This window comes from Pseudomonas sp. 31 R 17 (assembly GCF_900004915.1).
Classification (GTDB): domain Bacteria; phylum Pseudomonadota; class Gammaproteobacteria; order Pseudomonadales; family Pseudomonadaceae; genus Aquipseudomonas; species Aquipseudomonas orientalis_A.
Genome location: NZ_CVTN01000075.1, coordinates 160,403 through 183,994, shown reverse-complemented (window position 1 = coordinate 183,994; position 23,592 = coordinate 160,403). Strand labels below are relative to the sequence as shown.

At 60.8% G+C, this 23,592-nt stretch carries 20 protein-coding genes; 8 read left to right on the top strand and 12 right to left on the bottom strand.

Translation table 11 applies throughout. The annotated features are described in order from the left end of the window. Positions 1-10: 10 nt before the first annotated feature. Positions 11-1,405 (bottom strand): FAD-binding oxidoreductase, encoded by a 1,395-nt coding sequence (locus tag BFP89_RS19735; RefSeq protein ID WP_065887059.1) that lies wholly within the window; start codon positions 1,403-1,405, stop codon positions 11-13. A gap of 205 nt (positions 1,406-1,610) precedes the next feature. Here BFP89_RS19735 and serA point away from each other — a divergent pair, with 205 nt between their 5' ends. Further along, positions 1,611-2,840 carry a phosphoglycerate dehydrogenase gene (gene serA / locus BFP89_RS19730; RefSeq protein WP_003176761.1) on the top strand — a complete coding sequence of 410 codons (1,230 nt, stop codon included), beginning with the start codon at positions 1,611-1,613 and terminating at the stop codon, positions 2,838-2,840. Between the two features lie 66 nt (positions 2,841-2,906). Here the strand turns inward: serA and BFP89_RS19725 are convergent, their stop codons facing one another. Then, complete coding sequence (locus BFP89_RS19725; RefSeq protein ID WP_065887058.1) at positions 2,907-3,347, bottom strand: DUF4399 domain-containing protein; 441 nt, start codon at positions 3,345-3,347, stop codon at positions 2,907-2,909. 134 nt (positions 3,348-3,481) lie between these two features. Between BFP89_RS19725 and BFP89_RS19720 the strand changes: the two genes are divergently transcribed. Then, the gene (locus BFP89_RS19720) at positions 3,482-3,961 is read left to right on the top strand and encodes a transporter substrate-binding domain-containing protein (RefSeq protein ID WP_065887057.1); all 480 of its coding nucleotides are present in this window, start codon (positions 3,482-3,484) and stop codon (positions 3,959-3,961) included. Between the two features lie 79 nt (positions 3,962-4,040). Here the strand turns inward: BFP89_RS19720 and BFP89_RS19715 are convergent, their stop codons facing one another. Further along, positions 4,041-4,673, bottom strand: a complete 633-nt coding sequence (locus tag BFP89_RS19715; protein WP_065887056.1) for a 2OG-Fe(II) oxygenase — start codon at positions 4,671-4,673, stop codon at positions 4,041-4,043. Positions 4,674-4,804: 131 nt separating this feature from the next. Between BFP89_RS19715 and BFP89_RS19710 the strand changes: the two genes are divergently transcribed. Beyond that, positions 4,805-5,557, top strand: coding sequence for a DUF2059 domain-containing protein (locus BFP89_RS19710; protein WP_065887055.1), 753 nt, complete (start codon positions 4,805-4,807; stop codon positions 5,555-5,557). Between the two features lie 119 nt (positions 5,558-5,676). Here the strand turns inward: BFP89_RS19710 and BFP89_RS19705 are convergent, their stop codons facing one another. Next, positions 5,677-6,612, bottom strand: coding sequence for an alpha/beta hydrolase (locus tag BFP89_RS19705; protein WP_176718433.1), 936 nt, complete (start codon positions 6,610-6,612; stop codon positions 5,677-5,679). A gap of 99 nt (positions 6,613-6,711) precedes the next feature. Here BFP89_RS19705 and BFP89_RS19700 point away from each other — a divergent pair, with 99 nt between their 5' ends. Together BFP89_RS19700 and BFP89_RS19695 are read left to right on the top strand one after the other, a co-directional pair. Beyond that, positions 6,712-7,287, top strand: coding sequence for a DUF6436 domain-containing protein (locus BFP89_RS19700; protein WP_065887053.1), 576 nt, complete (start codon positions 6,712-6,714; stop codon positions 7,285-7,287). Positions 7,288-7,314: 27 nt separating this feature from the next. Then, complete coding sequence (locus tag BFP89_RS19695) at positions 7,315-9,669, top strand: penicillin acylase family protein (RefSeq protein ID WP_065887052.1); 2,355 nt, start codon at positions 7,315-7,317, stop codon at positions 9,667-9,669. A 556-nt stretch (positions 9,670-10,225) separates the two neighbouring features. Here the strand turns inward: BFP89_RS19695 and BFP89_RS19690 are convergent. Next, entirely contained in the window at positions 10,226-11,236 is a 1,011-nt protein-coding gene (locus tag BFP89_RS19690) for a GlxA family transcriptional regulator (RefSeq protein ID WP_065887051.1), read from the bottom strand. Between the two features lie 268 nt (positions 11,237-11,504). Here BFP89_RS19690 and BFP89_RS19685 point away from each other — a divergent pair, with 268 nt between their 5' ends. Beyond that, positions 11,505-12,146, top strand: a complete 642-nt coding sequence (locus BFP89_RS19685) for an HD domain-containing protein (protein WP_065887050.1) — start codon at positions 11,505-11,507, stop codon at positions 12,144-12,146. A 130-nt stretch (positions 12,147-12,276) separates the two neighbouring features. On the opposite strand, the gene BFP89_RS19680 is transcribed toward BFP89_RS19685, so the two are convergent. The 7 genes from BFP89_RS19680 to BFP89_RS19650 all read right to left on the bottom strand — a co-directional run bounded on the left by BFP89_RS19680 (position 12,277) and on the right by BFP89_RS19650 (position 20,617). Continuing rightward, the gene (locus tag BFP89_RS19680) at positions 12,277-13,161 is read right to left on the bottom strand and encodes an ABC transporter permease subunit (RefSeq protein ID WP_057723417.1); all 885 of its coding nucleotides are present in this window, start codon (positions 13,159-13,161) and stop codon (positions 12,277-12,279) included. Beyond that, on the bottom strand, positions 13,158-14,078 hold the full coding sequence (locus tag BFP89_RS19675; protein WP_065887049.1) for an ABC transporter permease subunit: 921 nt from the start codon (positions 14,076-14,078) through the stop codon (positions 13,158-13,160). The genes BFP89_RS19680 and BFP89_RS19675 overlap by 4 nt, the downstream gene beginning before the upstream one ends. Continuing rightward, on the bottom strand, positions 14,075-15,217 hold the full coding sequence (locus BFP89_RS19670; protein WP_057723416.1) for an ABC transporter ATP-binding protein: 1,143 nt from the start codon (positions 15,215-15,217) through the stop codon (positions 14,075-14,077). Before BFP89_RS19670 ends, BFP89_RS19675 begins: the two co-directional genes overlap by 4 nt. 62 nt (positions 15,218-15,279) lie before the next feature. Next, complete coding sequence (locus BFP89_RS19665; protein ID WP_065887048.1) at positions 15,280-16,374, bottom strand: polyamine ABC transporter substrate-binding protein; 1,095 nt, start codon at positions 16,372-16,374, stop codon at positions 15,280-15,282. 218 nt (positions 16,375-16,592) lie between these two features. Next, complete coding sequence (locus tag BFP89_RS19660) at positions 16,593-17,687, bottom strand: polyamine ABC transporter substrate-binding protein (protein ID WP_065887081.1); 1,095 nt, start codon at positions 17,685-17,687, stop codon at positions 16,593-16,595. Positions 17,688-17,836: 149 nt separating this feature from the next. After that, entirely contained in the window at positions 17,837-19,201 is a 1,365-nt protein-coding gene (locus tag BFP89_RS19655) for an aspartate aminotransferase family protein (protein ID WP_065887047.1), read from the bottom strand. Positions 19,202-19,258: 57 nt separating this feature from the next. Then, the gene (locus BFP89_RS19650; protein WP_057723413.1) at positions 19,259-20,617 is read right to left on the bottom strand and encodes a glutamine synthetase family protein; all 1,359 of its coding nucleotides are present in this window, start codon (positions 20,615-20,617) and stop codon (positions 19,259-19,261) included. Between the two features lie 597 nt (positions 20,618-21,214). On the opposite strand from BFP89_RS19650, the gene BFP89_RS19640 reads away from it, so the two are divergent. Together BFP89_RS19640 and BFP89_RS19635 are read left to right on the top strand one after the other, a co-directional pair. After that, positions 21,215-22,591 carry a glutamine synthetase family protein gene (locus BFP89_RS19640; protein ID WP_003176781.1) on the top strand — a complete coding sequence of 459 codons (1,377 nt, stop codon included), beginning with the start codon at positions 21,215-21,217 and terminating at the stop codon, positions 22,589-22,591. Between the two features lie 222 nt (positions 22,592-22,813). Continuing rightward, positions 22,814-23,437 (top strand): TetR/AcrR family transcriptional regulator, encoded by a 624-nt coding sequence (locus tag BFP89_RS19635; protein ID WP_065887045.1) that lies wholly within the window; start codon positions 22,814-22,816, stop codon positions 23,435-23,437. The last annotated feature ends 155 nt before the right edge of the window (positions 23,438-23,592 follow it).

Sequence of the window (23,592 nt, the reverse complement as noted above, 5' to 3'; positions counted from 1 at the left end):
TCAGGGGCGGTTAAACAGCGAAGATCTTGCCAGGGTTCATGATCCCGTTGGGGTCGAACACGGCTTTCACTGCTTTCATGTATTCGATTTCAACCGGCGAGCGGCTGTAGGTCAGGTAATCGCGCTTGGTCATGCCCACGCCGTGTTCGGCGGAGATCGAGCCGTTGTACTTGGCGACGGTCTCGAACACCCACTTGTTCACGGTGGCGCACTTGGCGAAGAACTCGTCCTTGCTCAGGTTTTCCGGCTTGAGGATGTTCAGGTGCAGGTTACCGTCGCCAATGTGACCGAACCACACGATTTCGAAATCCGGGTAGTGTTCGCCGACGATTGCGTCAATTTCGCTAAGGAACGCCGGCACTTTGGAAACGGTGACCGAGATATCGTTCTTGTACGGCGTCCAGTGGGAAATCGTCTCGGAGATGTACTCGCGCAGTTTCCACAGGTTATGCAGCTGGGTTTCGCTCTGGCTCATCACGCCGTCCAGCACCCAGCCCTGCTCGACGCAATGCTCAAAGGTTTCCAGGGCGTGATTGGCGACTTCTTCGGTGGTGGCTTCGAATTCCAGCAGTGCGTAGAACGGGCATTCGGTTTCGAACGGCGCCGGCACATCGCCACGGCCGAGGACCTTGGCCAGGGCCTTGTCGGAAAAGAATTCGAACGCGGTCAGGTCGAGCTTGCCCTGGAAGGCATGCAGCACCGGCATGATCGAGTCGAAGTCGATGGTGCCCAGCACCATGGCGGTGAGGTTTTTCGGTGCACGGTCCAGGCGCATGGTGGCTTCCACCACAAAGCCCAGGGTGCCTTCGGCGCCGATGAACAGCTGGCGCATGTCGTAGCCGGTGGCGTTCTTGATCAGGTCGCGGTTCAGTTCCAGCACATCGCCCTTGCCGGTGACCACTTTCATCCCGGCTACCCAGTTGCGGGTCATGCCGTAGCGAATCACCTTGATCCCGCCGGCATTGGTGCCGATATTGCCGCCAATCTGGCTGGAACCGGACGATGCGAAATCCACCGGGTAGTACAGGCCGTTTTCTTCAGCGACGTTCTGCAACTGCTGGGTGACCACGCCCGGCTGGCACTTGGCGGTGCGGTCGGTGAGGTTCACGTCGAGAATCTGGTTCATGTAGTCGAACGACACCACCACCTCGCCGTTGGCCGCAACGGCCGCCGCCGACAGGCCGGTGCGCCCGCCGGACGGCACCAGCGCCACCTTGTGGGTGTTGGCCCAACGGACGATGGCCTGCACCTGCTCGGTGGTCTTGGGGAACACGATGGCGCATGGCGCGGGCGCGAAGTGCTTGGTCCAATCCTTGCCGTAAGCCTCCAGGGAGTCGGCGTCGGTCAGCACTTTGCCGGGCTCAACCAGGGTCTTCAGCTCATCAATCAGGGCAGGATGGGTCATCGACAGAACTCTCGAACAATTCATGGTCATCCTGAGAACGCTTCACGTCGCAGGAATAGGTGTTTAGCGGGGCGCATATGCTAGCATACCGCCCCCGCAGGACAGAGCCCAAGGGCGTTTCTGCGGTGACGGCTTTCCTGCCGTCCGGGTCAGCTTGCGCTGCTCGATTCCCTGCCATTTTTCTCCGGGATACAGGTTTACGCAGATGAGCAAGACTTCTCTCGATAAGAGCAAGATCAAGTTCCTTCTTCTGGAAGGCGTCCACCCATCGGCTGTCGACGTTCTGAAAGCCGCCGGGTACACCAGCATTGAGTACATCACCAGTTCTCTGCCGGAAGCCCAGCTCAAGGAAAAGATCGCCGACGCGCACTTTATCGGCATTCGCTCCCGCACTCAGCTGACCGAAGAGATCTTCGACCACGCCAAGAAACTCGTGGCCGTCGGCTGTTTCTGCATCGGCACCAACCAGGTCGACCTCAACGCGGCGCGCGAGCGCGGTATCGCGGTGTTCAACGCACCCTACTCCAACACCCGTTCCGTTGCGGAGCTGGTGCTGGCCGAGGCCATCCTGCTGCTGCGCGGTATCCCCGAGAAGAACGCTTCCTGCCACCGTGGCGGCTGGATCAAGAGCGCGGCCAATTCCTTCGAAATTCGCGGCAAGAAGCTGGGGATCGTCGGTTATGGTTCGATCGGCACGCAGCTGTCGGTACTGGCTGAAGGCTTAGGGATGCAGGTGTTCTTCTACGACACCCTGACCAAGCTGCCGCTGGGCAACGCCACGCAAGTGTCGAGCCTGACCGAGCTGCTGGGCATGTCCGATATCGTCACCCTGCACGTTCCGGAAACCGCCGAGACCCAGTGGATGATCGGCGAGAAGGAGATCCGTGCGATCAAGAAAGGCGGGATCCTGATCAACGCCGCACGCGGCACAGTGGTCGAGCTGGACGCCCTGGCCGACGCGATCAAGGACAAGCACCTGATCGGCGCCGCCATCGACGTGTTCCCGGTGGAGCCGCGCTCCAACGACGACATCTTCGAAAGCCCGCTGCGCGGCCTGGACAACGTGATCCTGACCCCGCACATCGGCGGCTCCACCGCTGAAGCCCAGGCCAACATCGGCCTGGAAGTCTCGGAAAAGCTGGTCAAGTACAGCGACAACGGTACATCGGTATCGTCGGTCAACTTCCCGGAAGTGGCCTTGCCGGCTCACCCTGGCAAGCACCGTCTGCTGCACATCCACCAGAACATTCCGGGTGTGATGATGGAGATCAACAAGGTCTTCGCGGAAAACGGCATCAACATCTCCGGGCAGTTCCTGCAGACCAACGAGAAGGTCGGCTACGTGGTAATCGACGTCGACGCCGAGTACTCGGACCTGGCGCAAGAGAAGCTGCAGCACATCAACGGCACGATTCGTAGCCGCGTGTTGTTCTAACGCCTTAAACGCTGCACAAAAAAAGGGAGACCCGGCGGGTCTCCCTTTTTTTCGCCTGGACAACGCTTACTTGACGTTAACCGTGATGACTTTCGAGGCAACCGTCGGGTTGAACTGCATGTGCAGCTTGTCGCCGGCCACCAGTTGCAAGGTGTGCTTGCCTGGGGTCAGGGTCAGCTCGGTCTCGGTCTGGGCCTTGCCGTAATGGATCACGGTGTCGGTGGCCGGGATCGGCAGTTTTGCATCCGGCAGTTCTTTCTGGTCGATCAGAAGGTGGTGATGGCCGGTGCCGGGCGTCTGATCGGTGGCCGGGGCCAGTTTCAGGCCTTCCATGCCGAATTTCACGGTAAAGGTTTTATCGACGGTGGCGCCGTCTTTCGGCGAAACGATAAACACCTTCGCACCTTCAGGTGGAGCGCTACGCGGGATACCGTCAGCGGCGGTCGCCAACATCGAAGCACCCAGCAACAGGCTGGCCAGGGTTGCACGGGACAAAAGGGCTTTCATTCGCTTCTCCAGTTTTTCTGTGAAATCTGTAGGGTTATGACAACTTCGCGGCAAATTGCTGTCCAAGGCACTCAACACCATAGCAAAACGATGCTGAACAGCGCCTCGTACATCCGAATTCCTTAGGAGTGACCATGCGCTTCTCGCCTGGCCTGTTACTGTTGCTTCCCCTTCTGAGCCCGTGGGCTCACGCCGAGCTGATCGACGACGTCAACGATCGCGGTGAACTGCGCATCGCCCTCGAAGCCAATACCCCGCCCTTCAATTTCAAGGAAGGCGACAAACTCACCGGCTTTGAAGTGGAGCTGGGCGAGCAACTGGCCAAGGAAATGGACGTTCGCTCCTCGTTTATCACCACCGATGATGCCGACCTGCTGAACGGCGTGGCGACCGGCAAATACGACGTGGCAATCAACCATATCGCTATGACTGCCGAGCTGAAGGATCGTTTCGATTTCAGCGCTGCGTATAACGACAAACCTGAACTGGCGATTCCGTTTCAGAAGGGCAACCCTGCGTTCAAGAGCAGCCTGGACGGGGCGTTGAAACGGGTGAAGGACGATGGTCGGTTAAAGGCGCTGGAAGAGAAGTGGCTCGACGGGAATACGCGATAACCCATGTGGGAGGGGGCAAGCCCCCTCCACATTTTGTTCCAGGCAAGACTCGAGGGATGGGTCGGAGCCTTTTGCCTGCTCAGAACGGCTCGTTGCCGCGCCTACGAAACCAGCCGGTCAGGGACAGGCGTTCGCGCGTGGCGGGCAGGACTTCGTGGGGCACCTCGCCCGACAGGAACACCACCAGGCTGCCACCGGCGGGCACCACGTCATGTTCGATGCCGCCCTTGAGGTACATGCGCAACTGACCGCCGTGCTCGGGCAGCCAGGCTTCATTCAAATAGATCACCGCCGAGACCATGCGCCGGTCATCGTCGCGAAAACGGTCCAGGTGCTTGAGGTAGAACGCCCCGGGCGGGTACATCGCGAAGTGGCTTTCGAAGTCTTCCAGGCCGAGGAACAGGCCACGGTTCATCGCCAGGCGCAGGCCGTCCATCACGGCCATGTAGGTGTCGCAGACGGCGGCGTCGCCCTCCTCCAGCCATTGGATATGATCGCCGCGAATCCCCTCGCGAATTTCCTGGGCCGGCCCGCGCCCCACGGCCGCCGGAGCAAGCTCACCTTCGGCCGCACGTTTACGGCACTCGGCCGCCAGCTCCAGGGTCAGAGCCTGGGGCAGGAAGGCGTTCTGCTGCGACCAGCCTTTTTCGGCCAGGTCGTCGACAATGCGTTGCAGCAGCGGGTGATCGAGGGGTGTTTGCATGGCGCGCATAGTATCCATACGCCTGTGAATCCGACAGCGCCGTCGAGCGCCCGAATACACTTTAGTCAGGTGACTGATAGGACTTCTCGACAAATCCTACGCCCGACACGGACAATAGTGGCCGACTGACAGGAGTCCTTATGCGTCGTTTGTTTTTTTCCTTGCTGATGTTCTGCGTTTTACCCGCCTGGGCAGACGGCCATGACCAGTTGTACAACGTCGCCGGCTGGGCCGAACAACGCGCGCACTTCAACGACGCCCTCACTGCCGCACAGCAGCGCTACCGCAACAGCCTGCCGCCGGCGGTGTACCAGGCGCTGGTGGACAACAGCAGCAAACGCTTTGCGGCCCAGGCCATGGACCAGCGTGCCGAAGCGCAATTGCGCAAGCACCTGGCGGACCCGAAACCGGCCCTCGCGTTTTTCCAATCGCCCCTGGGCCGCAAGATTGTCGCCGCCGAGCTGCTCGCCACGCGTCGCGACCAATTGGCGAAAAACGCCCAGGGCCTGCCGAAAATCCAGGCCGACGCCACCCGCAGCCTGATCATCGGCCACCTGGCCCAGGCTCTGCCCGCGCGTGAAGCGGGCGCCGAAGTCAGCCTGGCGATTGCCGGCGTGGCGGCGGACAGCTTGAGCCAGATGATCCCCGGCCTGCTGGGCGGCGGTCAGGCCCAGGGCATGTTGAACGGGCAGCGTGAGCGGTTGATGCAGCAGATCGACAAGGATCTGAATAACACGCTGCTGTACGTCTATCGGGACTTGTCCGACCCGGAGCTGGAAGAGTTCGCGACGTTTGCCGAATCGCCGGAGGGGAAGGCGTATTACCAGGCGGCGCTGGCGGCCATCCGTGCGGGATTGGCTGTCGGCCAGAGCACCTCAAGCCTGGCGCAGTAATAAAATGTGGGAGGGGCGGTGCGACGATTCGACTTGCCCCCGATTGCGGTGGGTCAGACAAACATTTTTTGCTGAAACACCGCTATCGGGGGCAAGCCCCCTCCCACATTTGGATTGTGTCAGGTCAGATGGTTCGTCAAATAGCGGAAGTACTCCTCGCGAATCTCGGGGATCTCATTGGCCAGATGATGCCGGCCGCGCTTGAGCATCAACACTTCGGGCTGATCGAACTTACTGCGCAGCACCTGCAAGTTGTGCTGCCAATCCACCGTCATATCCTCCTCACCCTGCACGATCACTGGCCGCCGAGCGCTGCGGGGTGCGGCTTCGATGCGTTTGATCCAGCACGCCAGGGCGCCCACCCAGGCGGTGGGCAGTTGGCGCGGCTGCAACGGGTCGGCTTCGAGAAAAGGCCTGAATGCCGGGTCGTTGGAGTTATCGCTGAAACGTCGCGCGATGCCTTTGACGAACGGGCGCAGCAGGTAATAGCTGAGCTGCGACCAACCCCAGGCTCGCGGACGTACCAGGGGCGAGAGTAGAAACGTCTTGCCCTGGGCCGGGCTTTCGTCGCCGTGGTTGAGCAGGTGGTCAATCACGATTGCGCCACCGGTGCTTTGCCCGAACAGGTGCCAGGGGTGCGGCAGTTGCAACGCCGCGGCTTCGGCGAACAAGGCCTGCACCACGTGCTGGTACACCGCAAAATCATCGATGCTGGCCCGTATGCCGCTGGACAAGCCATGGCCCGGCAGGTCGCAGGCGATCACCACAAAGCCCTGCTCCAGCGCCCAGTCCACGGCATGGCGATACAGCCCCATGTGGTCGTAGAAGCCGTGAAACATGAACATCGTTGCCACCGGCGCCGAAGGCCACCACACCTGCGCAACCACCTCGAACCCGGCCACCTCCATACGCCCCAGGCGGCTCACGGCCTTGCGGGCCGGCAGGTCCAACCCGTAGAACCGCTGGTATACCCGCGCCTCGGCTGACAGCGGCTGCGCATGCATCAGGGGCTGCAAGCTTTCGCGCAGATGATCAGGGTCAAAGGTGACGGGCATAAAGGCTTCCAGACTGACGGTGAAGATGAATATCGAGCTGCGATATTCATCTGTCAGGACAAGCATGGCAAGCTACGCGACCCGCGAGGATACCTCTGAATGCGACAGCCCTACCGCACTGCCTTGTTCACCAGCCTGGTGCTGATTATCTGCGCCGGCGTGCTGTGGGCCGCGTATGACTGGTTCCAGGGCCGTTACCTGCGCGCCTTCAGCGAGCATACGGCGGTATTTTCCGGGGATGCGCTGCAACTGCCCGCCGCACTCAGCGGCCCTGGCCCGATTCGCCTGGTGCACTTCTGGGACCCGGCCTGCCCGTGCAACGTCGGTAACCAGCAACACCTGGGTGAGCTGATCGAGCACTACGCGCCGCAAGGCGTCGAGTTCTATGCCCTGCAAAAAGCCGGCAGCCACGGCGCCCTGCCGGACAACCTGCGCCGAATGAAAACCCTCGATGCCCTGCCCGGCGCCGATCAGGTACCGGCCAGCCCGGCCGTGGGCATTTGGGATCGTACGGGCAAGTTGGCGTATTTCGGGCCGTACAGCGAAGGGCTGACCTGCAATGCCGGCAACAGCTTTATCGAGCCGATCCTCAAGGCCCTGCAAGCCGGGCGCGAAATCAACGCCACGCACACCCTGGCGGTGGGCTGCTATTGTTCGTGGCCTGAGCAACCGTAGTCTGTCCATTCTGGGTAAGGAAAGTCGATGAAGCGTGTCTTGCTGGCTCTCGTGGTGCTGGTTGTGCTGGTTGCCCTCGGCGCCGGCGGGTATGTCTACAGCAAGCAACCCAGCCGCCAGGGCACGGTCACGCTGGCGCACCTGCAAGGCTCGGTCACCGTGCGCTACGACGACCGTGGCGTGCCGCATATCCGCGCCGAGAACGAAGCCGACCTGTACCGCGCGCTGGGCTATGTGCATGCCCAGGACCGGCTGTTCCAGATGGAAATCATGCGCCGCCTGGCCCGTGGCGAACTGGCCGAAGTGCTGGGGCCCAAGCTGCTTGAGACCGACAAGCTGTTTCGCAGCCTGCGCATTCGCGAGCGCGCCCTGAGCTACGTCGAGCACATGAACCCTGACTCGGACGCCTGGAAGGCCCTGCAAGCCTATCTGGACGGGATCAATCAATACCAGGCCAGCCACGCCAGCCCGATGGAGTTCGACGTACTGGGCATTCCCAAGCGGCCCTTCACCGCCGAGGACTCCATCAGTGTCGCCGGGTATATGGCCTACAGCTTCGCCGCAGCCTTTCGTACCGAACCGGTGCTGACTTACGTGCGCGACCAGTTGGGCAGCGACTACCTCAAGGTGTTCGACCTGGACTGGCAACCCAAAGGCGCGCTCAACCTGACGGCCGGCGATTGGAAAACCCTCGGCGCCCTCGCCCGCCTGAGCGAGCAGGCCCTGGCCGACAACGGCTTGCCGCAACTGGAAGGCAGCAACGCCTGGGCCATCAGCGGCAACCGTACCAAAAGCGGCAAACCGTTACTGGCCGGCGATCCGCATATTCGCTTTTCGGTGCCGTCGGTGTGGTACGAGGCGCAGCTGTCGGCGCCCGGCTTTGAGTTGTACGGCTATCACAACGCGCTGGTGCCGGTGGCATTCCTGGGCCACAACCTGGATTTCGGCTGGAGCCTGACCATGTTCCAGAACGACGACCTCGACCTGATCGCCGAGAAGGTCAACCCGGCCAACCCCAATCAGGTCTGGTACCACGGCGAGTGGGTGGACATGAGCAGCAGCGAACAGCAAATCCAGGTCAAGGGCCAGGCCCCGGTCACGCTCGTCCTGCGCCGCTCGCCCCACGGCCCGATCGTCAATGACGTGCTCGGTGAACAGGCCGGTGCCACGCCGATTGCCATGTGGTGGGCGTTCCTCGACACCGAGAACCCGATCCTCGAGGGTTTCTACCAGCTCAACCGCGCCGACACCCTGGCCAAGGCACGCGCCGCGGCGGCCAAGGTATCGGCGCCGGGCCTGAATATCGTGTGGGCCAATGCCAAGGGCGATATCGGCTGGTGGGCGGCGGCGCAGTTGCCGATACGCCCGGCCGGCGTCAACCCGGGGTTCATCCTCGACGGCAGTACCGCCCAGGCCGATAAATTGGGCTTCTACCCGTTCAGCGCCAACCCCCAGGAGGAAAACCCGGCGCGAGGCTATGTGGTCTCCGCCAATGCCCAGCCGGCATCGCCCAGCGGCATGGAAATCCCCGGCTATTACAACCTGGCCGACCGTGGCCAGCAGTTGACTGCGCAGTTGAGCGACAACCAAGTGAAGTGGGATGTGAACAATAGCCAGGCCCTGCAACTGGGCACCACCACCGCCTTTGGCCCGCGACTGCTGGCGCCGTTGTTGCCGGTGTTGCGCGAGGTGGTCACAGACCCGGCGCAGTTGAAGCTGGTGGAGCAACTGGCAAGCTGGACAGGCGACTACCCACTGGACTCGACCAGTGCCACCCTGTTCAACCAGTTGCTGTTCAACCTGGCCGATGCAACCTTCCACCCGAAACTGGGCGACGCCCTGTTCAAGACGCTGCTCGGCACCCGCGTGATCGACGCCGCCCTGCCACGCCTGGCCGCCACCGCGGATTCGCCCTGGTGGAATGGCACGCGGGCCGACACCGTCAAGCGGGCCTGGGACAACAGCCTGGCGCATCTGAAAGCCACCTTCGGCGATGACCCGTCCCAGTGGCAGTGGGGCAAAGCGCACACCCTGACCCACGGCCACCCGCGGGGCATGCAAAAGCCATTGGACAAACTCTTCAACGTCGGTCCCTTCGCGGCACCGGGCAGCCACGAAGTGCCGAACAACCAGACCGCCATGATCGGCCCGGCACCCTGGCCGGTGACCTACGGCCCTTCGACCCGCCGCCTGATCGACTTCGCCGACGCGGCCCATGCCCTGACCATCAACCCGGTGGGACAAAGCGGCGTGCCGTTTGATGCGCACTACAGCGACCAGGCGCAAACCTATATCGAAGGCGGGTACGAGCAGGCGCATTTCAGTGAAGAAGAAATCACGGCGAATACCCGCGGCACTTTGAAACTGTTGCCTGCCAGATAACCGAGTATCACTGGGTCAAAATATGAGAGGGGGCTTGCCCCCGATAGCCATAAGTATCTACACAACTCAGCAACGCCCAACCGTAACCACGATGCGAAGCGAGTCGCTCTTGATCTGCTTTTGATCTCAGGCGCCCCGTTAAACCACGCTGGCCGGACGCAGGCTTGAATCCGTGGGTAACCCGGCAGGACGCCGGGTTAGCCGCACTGGGCCAAGGATGGCCCATTGCGGCGGCCCACGGATTCAAGCCTGCGTTCGGGCACACCGAGCCTAAGCGAGGTGCCGAGTGGTGGGGCAAGAGCGTTTTGCTTACTTTTGCGCTTTTCAAAAGTGAGCCGCCGTCAGGGCGGAACCCTAAGCAGCCGTTACCGCAGAAACGGATATGTACTCAATCTGATCCAACATCCTGGCCAGCCCAGAGGCCGCCATCGGGGGCAAGCCCCCTCCCACAGTTCGACCTCGGAGCGTCAGGTAGATACGCGTTAGCTCCCTCGCCATAGGAGCGGTGTCGCACCAAAATTGTGTAGATACCTATGCCCCGATGAGGGAGTGTCAGTCAGCACATGTGTGACTGACCCACCGCCATCGGGGGCAAGCCCCCTCCCACATGTACGGCAAAGTTGAGCCTGAACTGCTGCGGCGTCACGCCCAGCCGGCGGTTGAACACACTGCGCATGTGCTGGGCATCGCGAAACCCGCATTGATAGGCCACGGTCTTCAGTGGCGCATGAGTGCTTTCGAGCATCACCCGCGCCGCGTCCACGCGCGCCCTCTCGACAAATTCCGCAGGCGTGATCCGCGCTTCACGGGCGAACACCCGGGAGAAATTGCGCGCGCTCATATTGGCCGCCCCGGCCAGGTCGGCAATGCTCAAATCCCCGGTCAGGTTCGCCAGCACGTACAACTGCACCAGCGCCACCGCCGAGGTGGCTTCGGCATGGGGCGTGAGGAACGGGCTGAACTGCGACTGGCCGCCCGAACGCTGGGTAAACACGACCAGGCGCTTGGCCACGCTCAATGCGACTTCCGGGCCATGGTCCTGGGCCAGCAGGTACAGCGATAGGTCGATCCCCGCCGTGACCCCGGCCGAGGTGTATAGGTTGCCGTCCTGCACATACAAATGATCGGCCTCGACCTGGGCCGAGGGGCACAACCGGGCCAGGTCGGCGGCGTCGCCCCAATGGGTGGTGACGGTTTTACCGTCCAGCAGGCCGGCGCGGGCCAGCATGAAGGCGCCGTTGCAGATCGAGCCGAAGCGCTGTGCCCTGGCAGCGGCGCCGCGCAGCCAGTCATTAAAGCGGGGGCCGAAATCTTCAAAGGGCAACTGCGGACCACCGGCGACCAGCAGCAGGTCGTAGGGTTGCAGGGCTTCGCTGTAGTGCTTGTGCGCCTGCAAGGACAAACCGTTCGAGCACGCCATCGTGCCGTGGCCGAGGCCAATGACTTCCAGGCGGTAATGCGCTTCGGGCGCCAGGAAGCGGTTGGCCTCGCAGAACACATCCATTGGCCCGGTCACATCCAGCGACTGGACACCGGGGAAGATCAGGATGGCGACAGTTTTGCTCATGAAGGCACACCTTTTTCCAACTGGATAAACACAAATCCCCTGTGGGAGGGGGCTTGCCCCCGATAGCGGTGGGTCAGTTCATCAGATGCCGACTGGCACTCCCTCATCGGGGGCAAGCCCCCTCCCACACTTGGATTGTCGCAGGCCTTACCCTAGTCGATTTTGCCTTGGCGCGATGTGGTGGCACATTGGCCGAGAACGCTCCATCGTTGCGATGGCTCCATCGCGCACGCGCAACGAGACTGGAGCTTTCCAGAGGAGAGCCACCATGAGCACCACCATCGCCGGTATCAAAATCCCCGACAGCGCCCTGGCCAGGGCCACCACCGAGTATATCCGCGACATTGAGTCAGACCTGCTCTACCACCACTCGCGCCGGGTGTTCCTGTTCGGCGCCTTGAGCGGTGAGCGCAAGCAACTGGCCTACAACCCGGAGCTGCTGTACGTCGGCGCGATGTTCCACGACCTCGGCCTGGTGGAGGGCCACCGCAGCGACCATGAACGTTTCGAAGTGGACGGCGCCAACGCGGCCGCCGCCTTTCTCAAGCCGTATGGGCTGAGCGACGACGATATCGAACAAGTGTGGTTATCCATCGCTCTGCACACCACGCCGGGCGTGCCGCAGCATCTGCGCCCTACCGTGGCGCTGGTGACTGCCGGGGTGGAGATGGACGTGCTGGGCATGGACTACGCCGCATTTTCCACGGTGCAGCGCGAAGCGGTGGTGCATGCGCATCCACGCGGTGAGGGGTTCAAGGAATGCATCATCTGCGCGTTCGCCGACGGCCTGCGCCATCGCCCGCAGACCACGTTTGGCAACGTGAAGACCGATGTGCTGGTGGATCAGGAGCCGGGGTTCAAGCCGATGAACTTTGTCGAGGTGATTCGCCAGTCGCCGTGGTCAGCTTAACCAGCCTGAAATGCAATCAAATGTGGGAGGGGGCTTGCCCCCGATAGCGGAGTGTCAGCCAAAGATTAGCTGGCTGACACCCTGCTATCGGGGGCAAGCCCCCTCCCACATTTTTACCCAGTTCCGGCAGTTAGACCGGGGCTGGGGCGCGGCGCTTGTCCGGCTGCTGCCAGCCATCCGCTGCGGCTTCTTCGATGGCTTGCTGGATGGCTTTCTTGCGGTGTTCTTCGGCACGGCGGCTGAAGAACCACACCAGGAAGGTCACCAGCGACACCGCCAACAGGATCAGGCTCGCCACCGCGTTGATCTCGGGCTTGACCCCAAGGCGCACCGCCGAGAACACTTCCATCGGCAAGGTGGTCGAACCCGGCCCCGACACGAAGCTGGCCAGTACCAGGTCGTCCAGGGACAGCGCGAACGACATCATGCCGCCCGCCGCCAGCGATGGCGCGATCATCGGGATGGTGATCAGGAAGAACACCTTCCACGGCCGTGCGCCCAGGTCCATCGCGGCTTCTTCGATCGACAGGTCCAGCTCACGCAGGCGCGCCGACACCACCACCGCCACATACGCCGCGCAGAACGTCGTGTGGGCGATCCAGATGGTGACGATGCCACGCTCCTGAGGCCAACCGATCATCTGCGCCATGGCCACGAACAGCAGCAACAGCGACAGGCCGGTAATCACTTCCGGCATCACCAGCGGCGCCGTGACCAGGCCGCCGAACAGCGTGCGGCCCTTGAACTGGCTGATGCGCGTCAGCACGAACGCCGCCAGCGTCCCCAGCGCGACGGCCGCCACCGCCGTGTAGCAGGCGATTTCCAGGGAGCGCGCCACCGAGCCCATCAGTTGGGTGTTGTCCAGCAGGCCCACGTACCACTTGATCGACCAGCCGCCCCACACCGTCACCAACTTGGACTCGTTGAACGAGTAGATCACCAGGATCAGCATCGGCAGGTAAATGAACAGCAACCCCACGACCAGCATGAAGCTGGAGAAACGAAAGCGCTTCATATCTTGCCCTCCAGCTCTTTGGCCTGGCTGCGGTTGAACAGGATGATCGGCACGATCAGGATCGCCAGCATCACCACCGCCAGGGCGGACGCCACCGGCCAGTCACGGTTGTTGAAGAATTCCTGCCACAGCACTTTACCGATCATCAGGGTTTCCGGGCCGCCGAGCAGTTCAGGAATCACGAACTCGCCCACCACCGGGATAAACACCAGCATGCACCCGGCGATGATGCCGTTCTTGGACAGCGGCACGGTGATTTTCCAGAAGCTGTTGAAGGTGCTTGAGCCCAGGTCCGACGCCGCTTCCAACAGGCTCTGGTCATGTTTGACCAGGTTGGCGTACAGCGGCAGGATCATGAACGGCAGGTACGAATAGACCACGCCGATATACACCGCGATGTTGGTGTTGAGGATCTGCAGCGGTTCGTTGATCAGCCCCATGGACATCAGGAAGCCGTTGAGCAAGCCGTTGTTGCTGAGGATGCCCATCCACGCATAGACGCGGATCAGGATCGCGGTCCAGGTCGGCATCATGATCAGCAACACCAGCACGGTTTGCATTTCCTTGCGTGCGGTGGCGATGGCGTAGGCCATCGGGTAGCCGATCAGCAGGCACAGCAGCGTGCTGAAAAAGGCCATCTTCAGCGAGCCCAGGTACGCGGCGATGTAGAGCTCGTCGCCCGCCAGCAAGCTGTAGTTGGCCAGGTTCAGCACCACTTGCAGCTTCTGCTCAACGTAGGTGTAGATCTCGGTGTAGGGCGGGATCGCCACATCGGCTTCGGCAAAGCTGATTTTCAACACGATGAAGAACGGCAGTGCGAAGAACAGGAACAGCCAGAGGAAGGGAATCCCGATGACCACCTGCTTGCCATTGGGGATTATGCGATCCAAGCGCCGCTTGAATTTCTTCATGTTCATGAGCGCAGTACCACGCCGCTGTCGTCTTCCCACCATACGTAGACCTGGTCACCCCAGGTCGGCCGCTGGCCACGGCGCTCGGCGTTGGCGACGAAGGACTGCACCAGCTTGCCGCTCGGCAGTTCCACGTAGAACACCGAGTGTCCGCCCAGGTAGGCAATGTCGTGCACCTTGCCGCTGGACCAGTTGTGCTCGCAGGTCGGCATTTGGGTGGTGACCAGCAGTTTTTCCGGGCGAATCGCGTAGGTCACCGACTTGTCTTCCACCGAGGTGGCGATGCCGTAGCCCACGTAAATGTCGCGGTCCAGGTCCGGGCACTTGAGCACGGCGTGGCCTTCGGCATCGTCCACCACTTGGGTGTCGAAGATATTGACGTTGCCGATGAACTCGCACACCAGGCGGCTGGTAGGTGTTTCGTAGATGTCGATCGGGCTGCCGATCTGGGCGATCCAGCCCAGGTGCATGATCGCGATACGCTCGGCCATGGTCATGGCCTCTTCCTGGTCGTGGGTCACCATCACGCAGGTCACGCCGACGCGTTCGATGATCTCCACCAGCTCCAGTTGCATCTGCGAGCGCAGCTTCTTGTCCAGCGCCCCCATCGGCTCATCGAGCAACAGCAGTTTCGGACGCTTGGCCAGGGAGCGGGCCAATGCCACACGCTGGCGCTGGCCACCGGACAGCTGGTGCGGCTTGCGCTTGGCGTACTGGCTCATCTGCACCAGCTTTAGCATCTCGGCCACGCGGGCATCCACTTCGGCCTTGGGGATCTTGTCCTGTTGCAGGCCGAACGCGATGTTCTGCGCCACGGTCATGTGCGGAAACAGGGCGTAGGACTGGAACATCATGTTGATCGGCCGCTCATAGGGCGGCATGTCGGTGATGTCCACACCATCGAGGTATATACGACCTTCAGTCGGGCGTTCGAAGCCTGCCAGCATGCGCAGCAGGGTGGACTTGCCCGAACCCGAGCCGCCGAGCAAGGCGAAGATCTCGCCTTTCTTGATTTCCAGGGACACATCGTCCACGGCAATCGTCTCGTCGAACTTCTTCGTGACCCGGTCGATTTTGACCAGCACCTTCTTCGGTGTCTGGTCGCCCTCGAGGGCTTTCTTATAGGCGCCGGAGGCAACTGCCATTTACGAAACTCCCAACAAATTTGCAGTTCGCCCCAGGTGAGCGAACTTGGATAGTTTGAGCCTTACTTGCCCGTCTTGACCTTGGTCCAGCTACGGGTCATTAAACGCTGCACGGTCGGGGGCAGCTCGCCGTTGACGAATGTCCGATCGAGTACCGCCTGCGGTGGGTAAACCGCTGCGTCGGTGCGTATCGATTGCTCCATCAGTGAGTCCGACCCTGGGTTGGGGTTGGCGTAACCGACGTAATCACTGACCTGGGCGATCACCTCAGGTTGCAGCAAATAGTTGATGAACGCGTGGGCTTCCTTGACGTTGGTGGCGTCCTTGGGGATCGCCAGCACGTCAAACCACAGGTTGCCGCCTTCCTTGGGAATCGCGTAGGCGATGTTCACGCCTTTGCCCGCCTCGGCGGCACGTGCCCTGGCCTGGAACACATCGCCGGAAAACCCGGCGGCCACGCAGATATTGCCGTTGGCCAGGTCCGAGATGTATTTGGAGGAATGGAAGTAAGTCACGTAGGGGCGGACTTTGAGCAGCTTCTCCTCGGCCTTCTTGTAGTCGGCCAGGTTGGTGCTGTTCGGGTCCAGGCCCATGTAGTTGAGGACTGCGGGCAGCATTTCATCCGCCGAATCCATGAATGAAACACCGCAGCTGGCGAGCTTCTTCATGTTTTCCGGCTCGAACAGCACGGCCCAGGAGTCGATCTTGTCGACGCCCAGTACCTCCTTCACTTTGTCGACGTTGTAACCGATGCCATTGGTGCCCCACAGGTACGGCACGGCGTACGCATTGCCCGGATCGTTTTTCTCAAGGCGCTTGAGCAACGCCGGGTCGAGGTTGGCGTAGTGGGTCAGCAATGATTTGTCGAGCTTCTGGAACGCCCCGGCCTTGATCTGCTTGCCCAGGAAGTGGTTGGACGGCACCACCACGTCGTAGCCGGTACGCCCGGCGAGCAGCTTGCCCTCCAGGGTTTCGTTGGAATCGAACACGTCATACACGGGCTTGATGCCGGTGGCCTTTTCGAAATTGGCCAGGGTGTCGGGGCCGATGTAGTCCGACCAGTTATAAACATGCACAGTCGGTGCGGCCTGCACGCTGACAGCCAGCGTGATACCTGCACCCACCAGCAAGGCTTTGCGAAATAAAGAAATTGGCAAGTGGAGGTCCTCTTAAATAGTTGGGCCCGAAGTTGTTGCCCGGCAACAAACCGGCGCGCAACTTACCCTCGATAAACCGATCCGGCAAAAACTTTCTGTCATTTAACTGTAGGAGCGAGCTTGCTCGCGAAGGTCGTCAACGATCATGCGGGGCATCAGGCACCCCGCAGCGCTCTTGATTTTTTCGCGAGCAAGCTCGCTCCTACAGGTTTTTTACGTTACTTGCCCGATTTGATCTTGGTCCAGCTGCGGGTCATTTCACGCTGGGTTGCAGCCGGCAGGTCGGCAATGGCGTAGAGCTTGGCCTGCACGTCCGCTGGTGGGTAGATGCCCGGGTCGCTGGTGATGTCTTTGTCGACCAGTGCGGTGGCTTTCTCGTTACCGTTCGGGAAGCGCACGCTGTTGGTGATCGACGCCATCACTTCCGGCTTGAGCAGGTAGTTCATGAACGCGTAGGCGGCTTCGACGTTTTCAGCATCTTTAGGGATGGCGACCATGTCGAAGAAGCTGCCGGCGCCTTCTTTAGGAATGTCGTAGGCCACCTTGACCTTGCCACCGGCTTCAGCCGCACGGGACTTGGCCTGCTGGATGTCACCCGAGTAACCCACGGCCACGCAGATGTTGCCGTTGGCCAGGTCCGAGATGTACTTGGACGAGTGGAAGTAGCCAATCGAAGGACGGATTTTCAGGAACAGGTCTTCGGCTTGCTTGAGGTCGGCTTTCTTCTGGGTGTCGGTCGGCAGGCCCAGGTAATGCAGCGCGATCGGCAGCATTTCGGTCGGCGAATCGAGGAAGCTCACGCCGCAGCTTTTCAGCTTGGCGATGTTTTCCGGCTTCATCAGCACATCCCACGACTCGATCTTGTCCACGCCCAGCGCGGCCTTGACCTTCTCCGGGTTGTAGCCGATACCGATCGAGCCCCACATGTACGGGAACGCGTGCTTGTTGTCCGGGTCGCTGACCGACACGGCCTTGAGCAGGGATTTGTTCAGGTTGCTGTACTCGGGCAGCTTGGACTTGTCCAGCTCCTGGTACACGCCGGCCTTGATCTGCTTGGCGAGGAAGTTGTTCGACGGTACGACGATGTCATAGCCGGACTTGCCTGCCAGCAACTTGGCTTCCAGGGTCTCGTTGCTGTCGAACACGTCGTACACCACCTTGATGCCCGACTCCTTTTCGAAGTTGGCGATGGTGTCCGGTGCGATGTAGTCGGACCAGTTGTAGACGTGCAGGACTTTATTGTCCGCCTGGGCCACGCCCGCCATTGCGCCCATCAGGGACAAGGCGAGGAGGGTCTTGCCAGCGTTTTTCAAACCTAATGCCTTCATTGGGTCATGCTCCGATTTTTTCTTTTTGGGCCGCACGTAGTAAATGTTTCGGGCCCAGCCAAAGGGCAACAAAACAGGACGACAGTCTGGCAAGTTCGGGGGCCCCCTTTCAACCGGCCCCCACATTTATCTACTCAGTCCTGCAATGCCGCCAACGTCAGGTCCAGGCACTGGCGGGCCTTGGTCACCAGCTCGTCGATTTCAGCCTTGCTGATCACCAGCGGCGGCGAAATGATCATGGTATCGCCCACGGCGCGCATGATCAGGCCGTTTTCGAAGCAGAAGGTTCGGCAAATCATGCCGGCGCCTTTGCCTTCGTAGCGCTTGCGCGTGGCCTTATCCTGCACCAGCTCGATCGCACCGAGCATGCCCACACCGCGCACTTCACCCACCAGTGGATGGTCCGCCAGTTCCCGCAGACGTTTCTGCAAATACGGTGCCGTTTCTTCATGCACGCGGCTGACGATTTTTTCATCGCGCAGGATGCGGATGTTTTCCAGGGCCACCGCCGCCGCTACCGGATGCCCGGAGTAGGTGAAACCGTGGTTGAAATCGCCGCCTTCGTTGAGCACGGCCACCACGTCGTCGTGTACGATCAGGCCGCCCATGGGGACGTAGCCGGAGGTCAGGCCCTTGGCGATGGTCATCATGTGTGGCTTGAGGTCGTAGAAATCGCTGCCGAACCACTGCCCGGTACGGCCGAAGCCGCAGATGACTTCGTCGGCGACAAACAGGATGTCGTACTTGGCGAGGATTTCCTTGATGCGCGGCCAGTAGCTGTCAGGCGGCACGATCACGCCACCGGCGCCCTGGATCGGCTCGGCAATAAAGGCACCGACGTTGTCCACGCCCAGTTCCAGGATCTTCTCTTCCAACTGGTTGGCGGCCCAGATCCCGAATTCTTCAGGGCTCATGTCGCCGCCTTCGCCAAACCAGTACGGCTGGGCGATGTGGGTGATGCCCGGGATCGGCAGGTCGCCCTGCTCATGCATATAGGTCATCCCGCCCAGGCTGGCGCCGGCCACAGTGGAACCGTGGTAGCCATTCTTGCGGCTGATGATGGTTTTCTTGTTCGGCTGGCCCTTGATCGCCCAGTAGTGGCGGACCATGCGCAACATGGTGTCGTTGCCTTCGGAGCCGGAACCGGTGAAGAACACGTGGTTCATCCCGGCCGGTGCGACGTCGGAAATGACTTTGGCCAGTTCGAGTACCGGCGGGTGGGCAGTCTGGAAGAACAGGTTGTAGTACGGCAGTTCTTTCATCTGTTTGGCGGCGGCGTCGGCCAGTTCATCGCGACCGTAACCGATCGCCACGCACCACAGGCCGGCCATGCCGTCGAGGATCTTGTTGCCTTCGCTGTCCCACAGGTAAACGCCGTGGGCTTTGGTGATGATCCTTGGGCCTTTCTCTTTCAATTGCTTGAAGTCGCTGAACGGCGCGAGGTGGTGATCATTGCTCAAGGCTTGCCATTCACGGGTTTGCGGGTTGTTGCTGGACATACCGATCTCCTGGAATTTTCGGTGAAGGGCGCGCCATATGAAGGCGCGCCCGGCGCATCAGACGGCGAAGAGCAGGAATTCCCGCTCCCACGAACTGATCACGCGCTTGAAGTTTTCATGCTCGGCCCGCTTGACAGCGACGTAGCCTGTGATGAATTTCTGACCCAGGTATTTTTCGATGGTCTTGCTGTTTTCCATGCGTTCCAGGGCGTCCTCGATGGTCAGCGGCAGGCGCAGGTTGCGCCGCTCGTAACCACGGCCCACCACGGGTGCGCTCGGGTTATGGCCTTCGACCATGCCGATGTAGCCACACAGCAAACTGGCGGCAATCGCCAGGTACGGGTTGGCGTCGGCGCCCGGCAAGCGGTTTTCCACGCGGCGGTTCTGCGGCCCGGCATCCGGTACGCGCAGGCCCACGGTGCGGTTTTCTTCACCCCATTCCACGTTCACCGGCGCCGAGGTGTCGGGCAGGAAGCGGCGGAATGAATTCACGTTGGGGGCGAATAAAGGCAGCAACTCGGGGATGAATTTCTGCAGGCCGCCAATATGGTTGAGGAACAACTGGCTCATGCTCCCGTCTTCGTTTGAGAACACGTTCTTGCCGGTGGCGATGTCGATGATGCTCTGGTGCAGGTGCATCGCGCTGCCGGGCTCGCCGGTCATGGGCTTGGCCATGAAGGTGGCGGCCACGTTGTGCTTGAGCGCGGCTTCACGCATGGTGCGCTTGAACACCAGGATCTGGTCGGCCAGGGACAGCGCATCGCCGTGACGGAAGTTGATTTCCATCTGGGCGGTGCCGTCTTCGTGGATCAAGGTATCGAGGTCCAGCTCCTGCAGTTCGCACCAGTCATAGACGTCTTCGAACAGCGGGTCGAATTCGTTGGCGGCTTCTATAGAGAAGGACTGGCGCCCCGTCTCCGGGCGACCGGAACGGCCAATCGGCGGTTGCAGCGGGAAGTCCGGGTCTTCGCAGCGCTTGGTCAGGTAGAACTCCATCTCCGGCGCCACGATAGGCTGCCAGCCACGGTCGGCGTAGAGCTTGAGGACTTTCTTGAGTACGTTGCGCGGCGACAGCTCGATCGGGTTGCCTTGCTTGTCGTAGGTGTCGTGGATCACCTGGGCGGTCGGCTCGATGGCCCAGGGCACCAGGAATACCGCGTTCTGGTCGGGGCGGCAGATCATGTCGATGTCGGCCGGGTCGAGCAATTCGTAATAGATGTCGTCTTCGACATAGTCGCCGGTCACGGTCTGCAACAGAACGCTTTCGGGCAGGCGCATGCCTTTTTCGGCGATGAACTTGTTGGTCGGCGAGATCTTGCCCCGGGTGATGCCGGTGAGGTCGCCAATCATGCATTCGACTTCTGTGATCTTGTGGTCTTTCAACCAATCGGTGAGCTGGTCGAGGTTGTTACTCATAAATGCCTCTGGGCTGGGTTTCCTGGCATCCGTTAAAGGCCAGGCGTTGGTTGACGCAGCATCCGCGTCGTGTGTTCATTCAGGGTAGGAGCTTACCTGCCATTTGCTGCAACGTTGCATTCCTCACGCCAAAGTTGTGTGCAATTTTGATCGGCGAGGTGGACAAGGGCTTGTCAGTGGCGGATGAAATGGCAAAGAAGAGGCCGGACGGGCCGTCAAGAATATTAGCCGGTGCGTGGGCTTTGACGCGGGACGAGAGGAATGCGGACAACGCCCGGTTCAAGCAGGCATAGACACCCAATGGTGGCAGGTGAAACATGAAGCACCCCGATATTATTGCTGTTATGGGTTTGAATCGAGCTTAGCCTTGTTCATTTTCTTACACAACACCCCCGTAAAAAATACAACACGGCCCGCTCAAGCCGGCTGGTCCCAAGACCCTGAAACCCAAAAAACCGCTCTAAAAAGCCCCAAAAAAGGCGCCACGGCGCTTTTTTAGGGCAAAAAAGGCCTCGCTTGACTTCGGCATGCCGTTCGGGTTGACTGAAACCAGAAAAGATCAATGATTGATATTTTTAACAACAAAGGTGTTGCATCATGTCGGTACCCCCGCGTGCCGTTCAGCTTAACGAAGCGAACGCGTTCCTTAAGGATCATCCTGAGGTTCTGTACGTAGACCTTCTAATTGCGGATATGAATGGTGTGGTGCGCGGCAAGCGCATCGAACGCACCAGCCTCCACAAGGTTTACGAGAAGGGCATTAACCTGCCTGCCTCTTTATTTGCCCTGGATATCAATGGCTCGACGGTGGAAAGCACCGGCCTGGGCCTGGACATCGGCGATGCTGACCGAATCTGTTATCCAATCCCCGACACCCTGTGCAATGAACCCTGGCAAAAGCGCCCTACCGCGCAACTGCTGATGACCATGCACGAACTCGAAGGTGAACCCTTCTTCGCCGATCCACGCGAAGTACTGCGCCAAGTCGTGAGCAAGTTCGACGACATGGGCCTGACCATCTGCGCCGCCTTCGAGCTTGAGTTCTACCTGATCGACCAGGAGAACGTGAACGGCCGCCCTCAACCGCCGCGCTCGCCGATCTCCGGCAAACGCCCGCATTCGACACAGGTCTACCTGATCGACGACCTCGACGAATACGTCGACTGCCTCCAGGACATTCTGGAAGGCGCCAAGGAGCAAGGCATCCCGGCCGATGCCATCGTCAAGGAAAGTGCCCCGGCGCAGTTCGAAGTGAACCTGCACCACGTCGCCGACCCGATCAAGGCCTGCGACTACGCGGTACTGCTCAAGCGCCTGATCAAGAACATCGCCTACGACCATGAGATGGACACCACCTTCATGGCCAAGCCTTACCCAGGCCAGGCAGGCAACGGTTTGCACGTGCACATCTCCATTCTGGACAAGGACGGCAAGAACATTTTTGCCAGCGAGGATCCCGAGCAGAACGCCGCATTGCGTCACGCGATCGGCGGTGTGCTCGAGACCCTGCCCGCCCAGATGGCGTTCCTGTGCCCCAACGTCAACTCCTACCGCCGTTTCGGCGCACAGTTCTACGTGCCGAATTCGCCGTGCTGGGGCCTGGACAACCGCACCGTGGCGATTCGCGTACCGACCGGCTCGTCCGATGCGGTGCGCATCGAACACCGCGTGGCCGGCGCCGATGCCAACCCTTACCTGCTGATGGCTTCGGTATTGGCCGGCGTGCACCACGGCCTGACCAACAAGATCGAACCGGGCGCGCCCGTGGAAGGCAACAGCTACGAGCAGAACGAACAGAGCCTGCCGAACAACCTGCGCGATGCCCTGCGCGAGTTGGACGACAGCGAGGTGATGGCCAAGTACATCGATCCCAAATACATCGATATCTTCGTCGCCTGTAAGGAAAGCGAGCTGGAGGAGTTCGAACACTCCATCTCCGACCTCGAGTACAACTGGTACCTGCATACCGTGTAAGCGGTTGCGGCAGTGAAGAAACGCCACAGGCTTGAGGGTCTGTGGCGTTTTTTTATGGGGTTATCCAGGGAGTCCGAGTCGGCCTCATCGGGGGCAAGCCCCCTCCCACACTTGAATGTATTCACAGATCTAACTGTGGGAGGGGGCTTGCCCCCGATGGCGGTCTGGCAGACAACAAAGATTCCTGCTCATACAATGCCCGCTGCCTTGTAGGAGACTTCCATGACAACCGCCGCCCCTCGCAAACCCCGCGCCCGCAGTCAAGCGCGGATCGACGCGATCCTTGACGCCGCCCGCGCCTTGCTGGCGGCCGAAGGCGTGGCCGGTTTGTCGATCTACAGCGTGGCCGAACGGGCGCAGATCCCGCCATCGTCGGTGTACCACTTTTTCGCCAGCGTGCCGGCACTGCTCGAGGCGTTGACGACCGATGTGCACGCCGCTTTTCGCGCGGCCATCCAGGCGCCCATCGAACACGACTCGCTCAAGACCTGGCGCGACCTGTCCTGCATCGTCGAGCAGCGCATGCTCGCCATCTACAGCCACGACGCCGCCGCGCGCCAGTTGATCCTGGCCCAGCATGGGTTGACTGAAGTGACCCAGGCGGATCGTCAGCATGACCTGGAACTGGGCGATCTGATGTTGGCGGTATTCAACCGCCACTTTGAAGTGCCGACACTACCGAGCGATGTGGATGTGTTCGCCCTGGCGCTTGAATTGAGCGACCGCGTGTATGCGCGCTCGGTGCATCAGCATGGGCAGATTACGCCGCGCATGGCGCAGGAAGGGATGCGGGTGTTTGATGCGTATGTGGGGCTTTATCTGCCTGCGTATTTGCCCAAGCGCTGAGTCTTGTGTTGGCTGGGCCGGCGTCATCGGGGCATAGGTATCTACACACCTCCGTAGCACCCAACCGTAACCACGATGCGAAGCGAGTCGCTCTTGATCTTGATCTGCTTTTGATCTTGATCTCAGGCGCCCCGTTAAACCACGCTGGCCGAACG